The organism is Maribacter sp. X9 (assembly GCF_048537565.1).
Lineage (GTDB): Bacteria > Bacteroidota > Bacteroidia > Flavobacteriales > Flavobacteriaceae > Maribacter.
In genome coordinates, this window is the sequence record NZ_CP183215.1 from 2,471,977 (window position 1) to 2,485,208 (window position 13,232).

Annotated in this window: 11 protein-coding genes; 6 read left to right on the forward strand and 5 right to left on the reverse strand. The window is 38.4% G+C overall.

The features are described from left to right. Nucleotides 1–10: 10 nt before the first annotated feature. The gene (locus ACNR9Q_RS10510; RefSeq protein WP_419211172.1) at nt 11–1,474 is read right to left on the reverse strand and encodes a circularly permuted type 2 ATP-grasp protein; all 1,464 of its coding nucleotides are present in this window, start codon (nt 1,472–1,474) and stop codon (nt 11–13) included. A 194-nt stretch (nt 1,475–1,668) separates the two neighbouring features. On the opposite strand from ACNR9Q_RS10510, the gene ACNR9Q_RS10515 reads away from it, so the two are divergent. Beyond that, on the forward strand, nt 1,669–4,077 hold the full coding sequence (locus tag ACNR9Q_RS10515; RefSeq protein WP_419211173.1) for a zinc-dependent metalloprotease: 2,409 nt from the start codon (nt 1,669–1,671) through the stop codon (nt 4,075–4,077). Nucleotides 4,078–4,097: 20 nt separating this feature from the next. Beyond that, the gene (locus tag ACNR9Q_RS10520; protein ID WP_419211174.1) at nt 4,098–5,120 is read left to right on the forward strand and encodes a threonine aldolase family protein; all 1,023 of its coding nucleotides are present in this window, start codon (nt 4,098–4,100) and stop codon (nt 5,118–5,120) included. Here the strand turns inward: ACNR9Q_RS10520 and ACNR9Q_RS10525 are convergent. Together ACNR9Q_RS10525 and ACNR9Q_RS10530 are read right to left on the reverse strand one after the other, a co-directional pair. Continuing rightward, nucleotides 5,117–5,437, reverse strand: a complete 321-nt coding sequence (locus ACNR9Q_RS10525; protein WP_419211175.1) for a YegP family protein — start codon at nt 5,435–5,437, stop codon at nt 5,117–5,119. The two genes, ACNR9Q_RS10520 and ACNR9Q_RS10525, sit on opposite strands and share 4 nt — an antisense overlap. A gap of 58 nt (nt 5,438–5,495) precedes the next feature. Further along, entirely contained in the window at nt 5,496–5,822 is a 327-nt protein-coding gene (locus tag ACNR9Q_RS10530; RefSeq protein WP_419211176.1) for a YbaB/EbfC family nucleoid-associated protein, read from the reverse strand. A 128-nt stretch (nt 5,823–5,950) separates the two neighbouring features. Here ACNR9Q_RS10530 and ACNR9Q_RS10535 point away from each other — a divergent pair, with 128 nt between their 5' ends. The 3 genes from ACNR9Q_RS10535 (at nt 5,951) to ACNR9Q_RS10545 (ending at nt 10,502) form a co-directional block, all read left to right on the forward strand. Further along, complete coding sequence (locus ACNR9Q_RS10535; protein ID WP_419211177.1) at nt 5,951–8,008, forward strand: S9 family peptidase; 2,058 nt, start codon at nt 5,951–5,953, stop codon at nt 8,006–8,008. A gap of 78 nt (nt 8,009–8,086) precedes the next feature. Next, nucleotides 8,087–9,127 carry a PLP-dependent cysteine synthase family protein gene (locus tag ACNR9Q_RS10540; RefSeq protein ID WP_419211178.1) on the forward strand — a complete coding sequence of 347 codons (1,041 nt, stop codon included), beginning with the start codon at nt 8,087–8,089 and terminating at the stop codon, nt 9,125–9,127. Between the two features lie 115 nt (nt 9,128–9,242). Beyond that, the gene (locus tag ACNR9Q_RS10545) at nt 9,243–10,502 is read left to right on the forward strand and encodes an aminotransferase class I/II-fold pyridoxal phosphate-dependent enzyme (protein ID WP_419211179.1); all 1,260 of its coding nucleotides are present in this window, start codon (nt 9,243–9,245) and stop codon (nt 10,500–10,502) included. Nucleotides 10,503–10,576: 74 nt separating this feature from the next. On the opposite strand, the gene ACNR9Q_RS10550 is transcribed toward ACNR9Q_RS10545, so the two are convergent. Continuing rightward, nucleotides 10,577–11,695: a GTP cyclohydrolase gene (locus ACNR9Q_RS10550; protein ID WP_419211180.1), complete on the reverse strand. Its 1,119-nt coding sequence runs from the start codon at nt 11,693–11,695 to the stop codon at nt 10,577–10,579. Nucleotides 11,696–11,784: 89 nt separating this feature from the next. Beyond that, nucleotides 11,785–12,873: a transporter gene (locus ACNR9Q_RS10555; protein WP_419211181.1), complete on the reverse strand. Its 1,089-nt coding sequence runs from the start codon at nt 12,871–12,873 to the stop codon at nt 11,785–11,787. Nucleotides 12,874–12,959: 86 nt separating this feature from the next. On the opposite strand from ACNR9Q_RS10555, the gene ACNR9Q_RS10560 reads away from it, so the two are divergent. Further along, the gene (locus tag ACNR9Q_RS10560; protein WP_419211182.1) at nt 12,960–13,223 is read left to right on the forward strand and encodes a DUF4834 family protein; all 264 of its coding nucleotides are present in this window, start codon (nt 12,960–12,962) and stop codon (nt 13,221–13,223) included. Nucleotides 13,224–13,232: the final 9 nt, after the last annotated feature.

The window sequence follows — 13,232 nt, forward strand, 5'->3', positions numbered from 1 at the left end:
ATATATCTTTTTATTTTTTTAGTACCCAAGTATCTTTGGAACCGCCCCCTTGAGACGAGTTTACGATTAAATTTCCTCTTTTGAGTGCAACACGGGTAAGACCCCCTTTTAGTACGAACTCTTTATCTTTACCTAAAACGGTAAAGGTTCTCAAATCAACATGTCGTTGTTCGAAAGATTCGGTTTCATCAATATAGGTTGGGTGTACGGAAAGTGACATTATAGGTTGTGCTACATATTTTCTTGGACTTTCCTTAATTTCAGCTTTTACCCGCTCTATTTCTTCCTTTGTTAATTTATTACCAATAGAAATTCCATAACCACCTGCTTCATCAACCGGTTTGATCACCAATTCATGAATATGTTCAAGAACATATTTTAATTCGTCCGGTCTACTGCAATGGTAAGTGTGTACATTATTTAAAATGGGTTCTTCGTTCAAATAGTATTTGATAATCTCGGGCATATAGGTATATACCGCCTTGTCGTCGGCGACACCGGTTCCGGGTGCGTTCGCAAGGGTCACATTGCCTTTTTTATAGGCAGCGAAGAGACCGGGAACCCCCAATGCAGAATCAGGTCTGAATTCTAATGGGTCAATGAACTGGTCGTCTATTCTTCTGTAGATCACATCAACTTTTTCGGGACCTTTAATCGTTTTCATATAAACGAAATCGTTTTCTACAAAAAGATCGCGACCCTCCACCAATTCAACGCCCATCGTTTTTGCTAAATAAGAATGTTCGTAAAACGCAGAATTATACATGCCGGGGGTTATTACTACGCAATTGGGAATGTCGACCCCTTTTGGTTTTACTGATTCAAGAAGCTCCAATAGGTTTTCGGCATAATTCGTAACCGTATGGGTTTGATAGTGGTTGAATACGCCGAAAAGTGCTTTTTTAAGGGCTGTTCGGTTGCATATGACATAACTTACTCCCGACGGACATCTAATGTTGTCCTCCAGAACATAGTACTTGCCATCGCTATGCTTAATGACATCGGTACCGGATATATGATTGTAAATTCCTCCCGGAGGGTTAACCCCGTTCATTTGGTCTAAATAGTTGGCGGAAGAAGTAATTAAATCTATAGGAACAATTTTATCCTTTAGTATTTTTTTATCGTGGTAGATGTCCCATAAAAAAAGGTTCAAGGCTTTGCTTCGTTGTATTGAACCCCTTTCTATAATATCCCATTCTTCAGGATCTATGATCCGGGGAAACAAATCGAACGGAAAAATTTTTTCTTGGACATCCTTATCTCCGTATACCTGAAAAGTGATTCCTTGATTAAAAAAAGAGGATTTTGCCTTCGCGTTGAGATTTACATAATCACTAATCGAATGTTCCCCATAAATATTAAATAATTTTTGATAAATCTCCTTAACCTTTCCTTCGCTATCATAAATTTCATCATATAATTCAGGATTTCTTTGATAGGAAGAAAATATTTGATTTTCAATGTTCGCCATAGAAATTGTTTTCTTAAAAGGTACATGATTAAACGCAATTAACAAATACCATTTTGGCATTTATCTGCAGTAATAATCGCTTTTTATTAAAAATTAGGTAGATTTTTTAACAAGTTTTGTTTTTATTCTTTTGATCCGTAGTTGTAATTAGCATTACTAGGATTTTCTATACTTTTAGGCAAAACTAAAGGAGAATGAAAAAATATTTTTTGCTATTTATAGGTTTGGCATTGTTATGTACACAAAATCTATTTGCACAGTTCAGTGATAAAAAGAAGGATTTCGTTAAATATGAAGGCCTTTTTGATTTTTACTACGATGAGGATAATGACAAGATTTATCTAGAAGTAAATACGCTAAACAAAGAATTTCTGTATGTATATTCCTTAAGCAGTGGTATTGGAAGCAATGACATCGGACTGGACCGTGGTCAATTAGGCGATGAACAAGTTGTATATTTTAAAAAAGCCGGAAACAAATTAATGTTAGTACAGCCCAATTTGAAGTATAGGGCCATCACAGATAATGACTTGGAGCGTAAGTCTGTTGAACAGGCTTTTGCCAAATCAATTTTGTTCGGTTTCCCTATTGAGGAAGAAAAAAACGGAACCTATATTATTGATATCACCGAATTTTTAATGCAGGATGCCCATGGGGTAGCTGAACGGTTGAAGCGTGCTGATCAGGGATCATATACATTGGATAAATCTAAAAGCGCGTTCGCTTTAGATCGCACAAAAGCATTTCCAAAAAATATTGAGTTTGATGCGACCTTAACTTTTAAAGGAGATCCTAAAGGGGGCTATATTCGAAGTGTAGCCCCTAACCCGGGGCTGGTAACAGTTGCAGAGCATCATTCTTTTATAGAATTGCCAGATGATAACTTTGAGAAACGCGAATTTGATCCTCGTTCGGGATCATATCCTTTTAGTTACTATGATTATGCAGCTCCTGTAGAACTACCGATTCTCAAACAATTTATTAGAAGACATCGGTTAGAGAAGAAAAATCCATCAGCAGGCGTAAGTGAGGCTGTAGAGCCTATTGTTTACTATCTGGACAATGGTACCCCAGAGCCTGTTCGTTCGGCACTTTTAGAAGGTGGAAGATGGTGGAACCAGGCTTTTGAGGCGATAGGGTACAAAGATGCATTTCAGGTTAAAATACTGCCCGATGATGCAGATCCGTTAGATGTTCGTTATAATGTAATACAGTGGGTGCACAGATCGACAAGAGGATGGAGTTACGGTAGTAGTATCACAGATCCCAGAACTGGTGAAATTATGAAGGGGCATGTAAGTTTGGGAAGCCTTAGGATTCGTCAGGACTATTTGATCGCACAAGCGTTAATGGACAAACCTTTTGCCGAACGCGATGATAATTACCAGCCGATGTTGGAGATGGCTATAGCGCGTATACGCCAACTTTCTGCCCATGAAATAGGGCATACCCTTGGTTTTGCCCATAATTATGCCGCTAGTACAAAGGGGAAATCTTCTGTGATGGATTATCCTCATCCTCAATTTTCAATGAAGAATGGTGAAATTGATTTTTCAAAAGCTTATGAAACTGGTATTGGAGAATGGGACAAAGTCTCTGTTGCGTATTCGTATGAATCGTTTCCTAAAGGAACTGATGAAAAGCAGGCTTTGAATAAAATCTTGGATGATTCCTATGCGAAGGGATTGCGTTTTATTACCGATAAAGATGCCAGGCCACAAGGTAGTGCCCATGTTTTGGCCCATTTATGGGATAATGGTGCCAGTGTAAGCGATGAATTGAATGAAATGCTGAAAATTCGTAAAAGGGCCATAGCTAATTTTTCAGTAGATAATATTAAAACCGGAGAGTCGTATTCGGTTTTGGAAGATGTATTCGTGCCTTTGTACTTTTTTCACAGATATCAGGCTGAAGCGGTCGCAAAAGTGATTGGAGGACTGGAATACAATTATGCCGTTAAAGGAGATGGTGAATTGGTCGTTGAAGTAGCCGATAAAAAAATGCAAGAAGACGCGTTGAAGAGCATTTTGAAAACTTTGGATGCGAGTGAAATTGCAATTCCACAAGAAAAACTGAAATTGTTTCCACCAAGGGCATTCGGCTTTCCGAGAACAAGGGAATCCATAGATGGAAAAACGGGACTTACATTCGATGCATTGTCCGCCGTGGAAACAGCATCGGACATGACGTTGACATTCTTGTTGCACCCAGAGCGGGCATCAAGACTTATCCAGCAAAAAGCCATTGACCCTAAAAATTTGGGATTGGAAGAGGTATTGGGCGAGATAATAGCCAATACCATTAATAAAAAGCAGAGTGATTCCTACTTAAATGAGGCACAGAATACCATCAATTTTAGGGTTTTGTTCCATATTATGAATTTAGCTTCGCATACCGATGTGGCCCCTCAAGTAAATGCAATTGCCAATAGTGAACTGAATAAATTAGTCTTGGCCATGTCCGGAGGCCAATCATCAGATCCATTGAAAGCTGAAATGGTTAGAAGAATAAAGGATTTTAACGAACATCCCGATTTATTCGAAGTAATTCCATCTCCAAAGATTCCGGATGGTTCTCCCATAGGTATGGATTGTTTTCACTAATTAAATCATAACGATTTCAAATGCAAATAAACTTAATAAGTGATACGGTAACAAAACCAACTGCTGGTATGTTAGATGCCATGATGTCTGCAGTAGTAGGAGATGATGTTTTTAAAGAGGACCCTACCGTGAATGCTCTGGAGGAAAAAGCAGCCAAACTTTTTGGTATGGAGGCTGCTTTATTTTTCCCGAGTGGTACCATGACGAACCAAACCGCCATAAAACTTCATACTCAACCCGCTGAGCAATTGATATGTGACAAATATGCCCATATTTATAATTATGAGGGTGGTGGCGTCAGTTTTAATAGTGGTGTTTCCTGTAGATTGGTTGATGGCACTAGAGGAACGATGACTGCCGCCCAAGTGGAAGCGGTTGTAAACCCTCCCGATTTTTATCATAGTCCGCTTACTACTTTGGTCTGCGTTGAAAATACGGCCAACAAAGGAGGGGGAACTTGTTGGGATTTTGGGGAACTTAAAAAAATAAGGGCTGTCTGTGATGCACATCAATTGGGTTTTCATTTAGATGGTGCACGTTTGTGGAACGCATTGGTGAAAAAGAACGAAACTCCCTTACAGTATGGTCAATTGTTCGACACGATCAGCGTATGTTTGAGTAAAGGGTTGGGCTGCCCAATAGGGTCGTTATTATTAGGAACTAAGGAGCATATGCATAAAGCCATACGTATTCGAAAATTATTCGGGGGTGGAATGCGTCAATCAGGATTTTTGGCCGCGGCTGGTATTTATGCCATCGACCATCATGTCGAACGATTATCCGAAGATCATAAAAAAGCTATAGAAATAGGAAAGGCTTTGGCGGCGAAACCGTTTATCAAAAAAGTGGAGCCTATTGAAACGAATATCATCATTTTTGAAATTGACGAGTCCTTTATGACGAGTGCTGATTTTGTAACCAATTTGTTGGAGAAAGATATATTGATCATTGGCATGGGGCAGGGCAAATTAAGGATGGTGACCCATTTAGATTATACCGATGCGATGCATGAAGAACTTTTAGCGCAATTGGCCAAGTTTTAATCTGATTGTAAATCAGAGAATAAACTGTTTGATATGTTCAATATTCCATTTTCCATACCTGCTTCGGAGGAATAAAGACCACTTGAGCCAATAATTTCTCCACTTGTATTTTTTAGAGCTACTAGAAATTTGCCCTCCGTATTGGTTTTTCGCTCAAACAATTTGCTGTTGATTCCTTCATTTTGCTTGAGAGCTTTCAAAGATGACTTCATTGAATCCTCACTGGGAAAGGGCACACTTTTCAAGAGTGTTTTGCCGGTATTGGATTTTACGCAGAAATGGTAAGTATTATCCTCGTTTTTTTTAAATTCGATCATAGCAGTAATCTTTCCTCTAAAGATAGGGAATTCGATAGAGAAAAAAATTATGGTATCTCTATTTAAAAAGGGAGTCCATTCCTGGAATATTCGGCATTCCTTCCTTGGCAACGGCCGCTAGTTCGGCCTCATTGACATTGGTGGCTTGTTGTATGGCCTTGTTCAAGGTTAGTATCAGATAATCCTCCAACTGCTCTTTATCGGCCAAGAGACTGTCATCAATGGCTATTTTCTTGATTTCTCTATTGGCGGTTATGGTTACTGATAATAAGTCGTCACCTGACTTCTCTTCCAAGGTTACGGTATCCAATCTTTTTTTTGTTGCTTCAACTTTCTGTTGGGTTTCTTTTAGTTTACCCATCATTCCCATCATATCTCCGAACATAGCTTAGCTTTTAAATTTAGTGTGTAAAAATACTAAAAACGAATACATTTTTTTTGTTTTTAATGAATCTAAAACGGCTTCAATGAATTAGTCTTATTTTTGCCGATTATTAAATACAGTACATTAATATGAAGCATGCCGTACCTCCCCAAGCAAAGAAAATTCCCAAAGAACTTGTAATTCATGGAGATGTTAGGTTAGACAATTATTACTGGCTCAATGAAAAGGAGAATGAAGAGGTCATCGCTTACTTGAAGGCTGAAAACGAATACTATGATAAACTGACTTTACATACCAAGGGGTTTCAAGAAAGTTTGTTTCAGGAAATGAAGGGCAGAATTAAAGAGGATGACTCTTCAGTGCCTTATAAACAAAATGGATATTGGTACAGTACACGTTATGAAATTGGAGGGGAGTACCCAATATATTCAAGGTTTAAGGAAACCTTGGATGCGCCAGAAGAAATATTGTTTAACGGTAACGAAATGGCCCAGGGGCATGATTATTTTAGTATTGGCGGCATAGCGATAAGTCCAGATAATACCTTGGCTGCCTTTGGTGTGGATACAGTTTCCCGAAGACAGTATACTATGCAAATAAAGAATCTAGAAACGGGAATAATATTAGAGGATAAAATCGAGAATACGACGGGGGGAGGTGTTTGGGCCAATGATAACAAAACCTTGTTCTACACTAAAAAAGATCCGGTTACCCTACGTTCCGATAAAATTTATAAGCACAGGCTAGGTACTCCAACTTCAGAAGATGAACTCGTGTTTCATGAAAAGGATGACACGTTCAGTACTTTTATTTATAGGACCAAATCAAAAAAATATTTGGTAATAGGCTCTTTCAGTACCTTGACTTCAGAATTCCAAATTTTACCGACAGATACGCCAGATGGTAACTTTCAAATATTCACTCCTAGAACCCGCGGCTTGGAGTATACCATTTTTCATTATGAGGATCACTTCTACATTTTAACGAACAAGGACAAAGCCGAAAACTTCAAATTGATGAGGACCCTTGAGGGGCAGACCACTTCAGATAAATGGGAAGAGTTTATTCCACATCGTGAAGAAGTTCTACTAGAGGATATCGATATTTTTAAAGAATATTACGTTCTTTCTGAGCGTGAGAACGGCCTCAATAAAATAAGGATTATCCGTTGGGATGGAACTGAAGAGTATTTTTTACCATTTCACATTGAGACCTATACGGCCTATGTAGGAAGCAATCCGGATTTTGATACGGAAATACTACGCTATTCCTACAACTCTATGTCAACGCCTAGTTCGGTCATTGACTTTAACATGCGAACCAAGGAAAAGGACATTAAAAAAGAGCAAGAAGTACTTGGGGGCCTTTTTGATAAGGACAATTATAAAGAACTTAGGTTATGGGCGACTGCCAGCGATGGCGAAAAGGTCCCTATGTCTTTGGTATATAGAAAAGATACGGTGCTGAACGAAAACACCCCGATTTTACAATACGCCTATGGTTCATACGGTTCGACCATAGATCCCTATTTTTCAACGGTGCGTTTAAGCCTGTTGGACCGCGGATTTGTTTATGCCATTGCGCATATACGCGGAGGGGAATACCTTGGTAGAAGATGGTATGAAACCGGTAAATTGCTACAGAAGAAGAATACATTTACAGATTTTATAGACTGTTCCAAATTTTTGATTGACCAAAAAATGACCAGTGCAGCGCACTTGTACGCTATGGGAGGTTCCGCAGGCGGTTTACTGATGGGGGTTATCGTTAATTTGGCACCTGAGCTTTACAATGGCGTTTTGGCCGCAGTGCCTTTTGTTGACGTGGTAACAACGATGTTAGATGATTCTATTCCTTTGACAACGGGTGAATACGACGAGTGGGGAAACCCTAATGAAAAGGAATTTTATGAATATATGAAATCTTATTCTCCCTATGATAATGTTATTGCCCAAAAGTATCCCAATATGTTAGTGACTACAGGTCTACATGACTCTCAAGTTCAATATTTTGAACCTGCCAAATGGGTTGCCAAGTTACGTGAGTTAAAAACAAATGATTGTATTTTGCTCTTCCATACGAATATGGAAGCAGGTCATGGTGGTGCTTCGGGTAGGTTTGAGGCGTTACGCGAAGTGGCCATGGAATATGCATTTCTATTAGATTTAGAAGGAATAACGGCTTAGTTGAAAAAAAATAGTAAATTTGCTTCGGAAATTTTAACAAATTTCGTTTTTAGTAACAACTAAACATTGATCCCCCTTATGAAAAATGAGATCAGGGCTTATAATAATATTCTGGAACTTGTGGGTAATACACCACTAGTGAAATTAAATAGAGTTGCTAAAGGCCTTACCGGTAATTTTTATGCCAAGGTAGAGGCTTTTAACCCCGGCCACTCTTCCAAAGATAGAATTGCAATCCACATTATTGAACAGGCTGAAAAAGCAGGTTTACTTACTGAAGGCAGTACCATTATTGAAACTACTTCCGGTAATACGGGTTTTAGTATTGCAATGGCTAGTATTGTTAAGGGGTATGAGTGCATACTTGCGGTAAGTTCAAAATCATCGAAGGATAAAATAGATATGCTGCGCTCAATGGGAGCAAAGGTGTATGTATGTCCTGCTCACGTTAGTGCCGACGATCCAAGGTCCTATTATGAGGTTGCGAAAAGATTGCATAAGGAAACAAAGGGTTCCATCTACATCAATCAGTATTTCAATAAACTGAATATGGATGCCCACTACCAATCTACAGGTCCTGAGATTTGGGAGCAAACTGGAGGTCAAATTACTCACTTAGTTGCCTGTAGTGGAACGGGAGGTACTATCTCTGGTACGGCTCGTTACCTAAAGGAACAGAACCCGAATATTAAGATTATAGGGGTTGATGCTTTTGGTTCTGTATTGAAGAAATATCACGAAACAGGAAAGCTGGATACCAGTGAAATTTATCCTTACAGGATCGAAGGATTAGGTAAAAATTTAATCCCCGGTGCTACAGATTTTAAAATAATAGATGAGTTCATTAAAGTTACCGATGCAGAAAGTGCGCATACCGCTAGGGAAATTTCCAAAACAGAAGGTATGTTCGTAGGTTACACAAGTGGTGCGGTCATGCAAGCCATCAAACAGTTGGACGAATTAAACACCTTTGATGACAATAGTAATGTGGTTGCTATTTTTCCTGATCATGGCTCTCGCTATATGAGTAAGATTTACAGTGATCAATGGATGGAAGATCAAGGTTTCTTGAATACAGTTACCGTTGAAGAAACACAAGAGATTCAATATATCAAATAAATTATTGAAAATAATTCTTTAAAAAGTGGGTTTATAGCCCACTTTTTTGCGTAATAAATAATTTATGTATCCTAATCAAATTTATTTACTTTTGCAGACAGAACCGAATTAAGCAATGAGAGACTTATTTGACAGAATTATAGAGAACAAAGGCCCGTTAGGAAAATGGGCTTCGCAGGCCGAAGGGTATTTTGTATTTCCTAAATTGGATGGCCCTATTTCCAATAGAATGAAATTTCAAGGTAAAGATGTTATTACTTGGAGTATCAATGATTATTTAGGATTGGCGAATCGTCCTGAAATTAAAAAGGTAGATGCCGAAGCTGCTGCCGAGTTTGGGGCAGCTTATCCTATGGGAGCTAGGATGATGAGCGGTCATACCGAATTTCATGAGCAATTGGAGCAGGAGTTGGCGGCATTTGTCAATAAGCAATCGGCTTATCTTTTAAACTTCGGATATCAAGGAATTATGTCTGCCATTGATGCCCTTGTATCAAAGGATGATATCATTGTTTACGATGTTGATGCCCATGCTTGTATCATCGATGGTGTGCGTCTTCATATGGGTAAGCGTTTTACGTTCAAACATAATGATATCGATAGTCTTGAGAAAAACTTAGATCGTGCTACAAAAATGGCCGAAACTACAGGAGGAGGTATTCTTGTGATTTCTGAGGGTGTTTTTGGAATGCGTGGAGAACAAGGAAAATTAAAGGAGATAGTAGCCTTAAAGAAAAAATATAATTTCCGTTTGTTGGTCGATGATGCGCACGGCTTTGGAACCTTGGGTAAAACGGGTGCCGGAGCGGGTGAGGAGCAAGGTGTGCAAGATGATATTGATGTATATTTTGCAACCTTTGCTAAATCAATGGCCGGTATTGGAGCTTTTTTAGCGGCTGACAAAGAGATTATAGATTACTTGAAATATAACCTTCGTTCTCAGATGTTCGCTAAATCACTACCTATGATTTATGTGAAAGGAGCCTTGAAACGTTTGGATATGCTAAGGACTCAACCAGAACTAAAAGCGAAACTTTGGGAGAATGTAAATGCCTTGCAAAATGGACTAAAGGAAAATGGTTTTGATATAGGAACTACCACAAGTTGTGTAACACCAGTTTATCTAAACGGTAGTATTCCAGAAGCGATGGCTTTAGTGAAAGATTTGCGTGAAAATCACGGTATTTTCTGTTCCATTGTAGTTTACCCGGTGATACCTAAAGGATTGATTCTGTTGCGAATGATTCCTACCGCTACACATACTCTACAGGATATTGAGGAGACATTAGAAGCTTTTTCTGCTATTCGTGAACGATTGGAGAACGGCACCTACAAAAGACTTTCTGCGGCCGTTGCTTCGGCAATGGGAGAATAATAGTACCTCACATTTGAAAATAAACGAAAAACCCGGGTTCAAATTTGAACCCGGGCTTTTCGTTTACAATCGGCTTAGAGATTTTTTCTATAGGTTCGCCTTCGTTTATAAACGACAGGGTCAAAATGTTTCCACATTTGTTTAATGGCCAAGTTTTCCTCAAGCTCGGGCGTGCGGTAACACATGTCAATTCCTTTTTCCGTAAAAGTTTTATAATATTCGTTGAAGATAACCGCTGTTACTCCCTTATTTTGATATTCGGGATGTATACCGATGAGGTAAAAAATCACATCTTTACTATTCTTCTTCGCCTTTAATAAATGGAACAATCCAAAGGGGAATAATTTACCTTTTGCTTTTTGTAAAGCTTCGGAAAAAGAAGGCATCACAATAGCAAAGGCTATTAATTTATCTTCTTTGTCCTTAATGAATTTTATATACTCTGGATTGATGAAACTAATATACTTTTTCTTGAAATAGGCCTTTTGTATATCCGTAATTGGAACAAATGAAGAAAGGTTGGCGTACGTTTCGTTAAAGAGATCGAACATTTCATCTGCCAACGGCATAACCTCACTTGTTTTGGTGAAGTTGACTTCTGTTAGTCCATAACGTCTTTTAACAAGATCGTTCAGTTTGGTGAACAAGGCGGGATCTGCATTTTTTGCCGGAAATTTATTTTCCATATATTCTTTCTCCTTTACAAAGCCCATATTTTCATAATGGCTTCGGTAATAGGGATGGTTGTACCAAGTAATCATGGTGCCGATATGATCAAAGCCTTCGATCAAAACGCCTACTTTGTCCAAATTAGAAAAGCCCACGGGGCCTTCCATATAGTCCAACTGATTTTCGTTCCCTATTTCGGCTACTTTATCTAGAAGAGCTTTGGAAACTTTTGGATCATCAACGAAATCGAACCATCCAAAACGCATTTTTTTAATATTTTGTTGGTCAACTTCTAAGCGGTTGATGATTGCCGCAACCCTGCCCACCACTTTATCGCCTTTAAAGGCAAGGAAGAACCAAGCTTCGGCATCTTTGAAAACGGGGTTTTTATCTTTGTTGAAACTCTCCAGTTCATCATTGATAATGGGGGGTACCCAATACTCATTGTCCTTGTATAGTGAAAAGGGAAAGGTAACAAAACGTTTTAATTCCTGTTTTGTTTTTGCTTCTTGTATCGTGATCATTGAACTTTTTTAGAAGGGTCAATATTAGGAATATTAATCAAAATACGAAAGCTGAAACAAGGGAAATAGGATGAGGTTGTATGTGTGTTTTAAAAGTCGATTTCGTCGTTTTCCTTATCCTTCTTTTTCTCTTTTTTCTTCAATTTTTTCAGTTGCTTTTTTGATGGACCCAAGTCAATATCTTCGGCACCGACACTTTTGTTTTTCTTCCTTTTTTTCTTTTCCTTTTTCATGGCATCCTTATCGATTGCGCCACCATTTTGGTCAGCAGCTTGATCTTCGATAGGCACTAGGCTATCCTTGTGGAAATCCATTCGATATGAGCCTCCAAGACCTATGAAAATTCGTGATGGCGTGTTTTTGAAGCTGGCCCCCATATTGAAGTCCAATTGTAAGTTTTCCATTACCAAATAGGCCAGACCACCTCTTAATAATACATCGGAATAACGGTCGCTTTGTATGCCTTGATGTTCTGCAAAAACACTCCATTTAGGATTTCTAAAGGCGTGAGATAACGAAATTAAATAACTTAGTTCAGGGAAATCAGTTCCAATACGATCATAGGCTATATTGGTGATTAACACAAAACGGGGTGTCAATCTGCTTTGTGTTGCAATCATTCCTCTATACGATAGGGTAGGGTCTTCAACATAAAAGGGATTATCGCCCAAAACAAAATTTGCGCCTCCATACAATGAAACCGCGGGTAAAAGATTTTTAAATTGAAATTTATGATTGGCCCGCCAACTATATAAATTCGGTTTATTTGCTTCCGGATTTTTAAAAGGATCGTAAATCAGATATTTGAGCCCTAATCTACTTCGTGAAAAATCCCTTCTTTTGGCCATTTGGTTAAAATTGGCATAGGTAATGTCCTGATCTTGAAAAGTACCTTCATAATTAAGTTCCAGTCTTTCGAATAATAAACCATACCGCAGAGAAATATCAGAACCCCAAATATCAGATTGGGTGTTTAAAAGAGTATGATCTCTTTGTTCGTAGAAAAAACCTAGTTCTGCCTGTACAACATTTTTACCTACGGCATAGGCGCTAACCGAAAGCCCTGGCCGGTTCGAATTGATTACATCAGTATATTGTGAAAAGCCTGAAATCGGTAGGAGTATTAAAAAGCCTATTAGCCAATAGGGTAATTTTGAGTAGGCGGATCGACTATTCATGAACACGATTTTATATTTATTTTAATATTCTGATTCTAGTATTACAACGTGATAATTGTATTTTTGATATATATAAGAAGTAATAAATGGCTTTTTTACGAACGATATTAATTATTCTCTTGGTGTATTACGGGCTAAAAATCTTACTCCGTTTATTTGCACCAAAAATTTTAAACTACGCCGTCAAAAAAACGGAATCTCATTTTAAGCAAACATTTGAAGGTTTTGACAATTCACAAACCTCCAATGAAGAAAAAATGGGCGATGTGATCATCGATAGAAAAGTCTCCAAGAAAAAGGATGATTCTGAAAAAGTAGGTGAATACATTGATTTTGAAGAGCTAGACTAGTTATCTTTG

Bases quoted from the DNA above. Each gene is read 5' to 3' on its own strand.
- ACNR9Q_RS10555 (WP_419211181.1), bottom strand. From the start codon at position 12,873: ATGAATAGTCGATCCGCCTACTCAAAATTACCCTATTGGCTAATAGGC.
- ACNR9Q_RS10550 (WP_419211180.1), bottom strand. From the start codon at position 11,695: ATGATCACGATACAAGAAGCAAAAACAAAACAGGAATTAAAACGTTTT.
- ACNR9Q_RS10530 (WP_419211176.1), bottom strand. From the start codon at position 5,822: ATGTTCGGAGATATGATGGGAATGATGGGTAAACTAAAAGAAACCCAA.
- ACNR9Q_RS10540 (WP_419211178.1), top strand. From the start codon at position 8,087: ATGAAAAATGAGATCAGGGCTTATAATAATATTCTGGAACTTGTGGGT.
- ACNR9Q_RS10545 (WP_419211179.1), top strand. From the start codon at position 9,243: ATGAGAGACTTATTTGACAGAATTATAGAGAACAAAGGCCCGTTAGGA.
- ACNR9Q_RS10510 (WP_419211172.1), bottom strand. From the start codon at position 1,474: ATGGCGAACATTGAAAATCAAATATTTTCTTCCTATCAAAGAAATCCT.
- ACNR9Q_RS10515 (WP_419211173.1), top strand. From the start codon at position 1,669: ATGAAAAAATATTTTTTGCTATTTATAGGTTTGGCATTGTTATGTACA.
- ACNR9Q_RS10535 (WP_419211177.1), top strand. From the start codon at position 5,951: ATGAAGCATGCCGTACCTCCCCAAGCAAAGAAAATTCCCAAAGAACTT.
- ACNR9Q_RS10520 (WP_419211174.1), top strand. From the start codon at position 4,098: ATGCAAATAAACTTAATAAGTGATACGGTAACAAAACCAACTGCTGGT.
- ACNR9Q_RS10525 (WP_419211175.1), bottom strand. From the start codon at position 5,437: ATGATCGAATTTAAAAAAAACGAGGATAATACTTACCATTTCTGCGTA.
- ACNR9Q_RS10560 (WP_419211182.1), top strand. From the start codon at position 12,960: ATGGCTTTTTTACGAACGATATTAATTATTCTCTTGGTGTATTACGGG.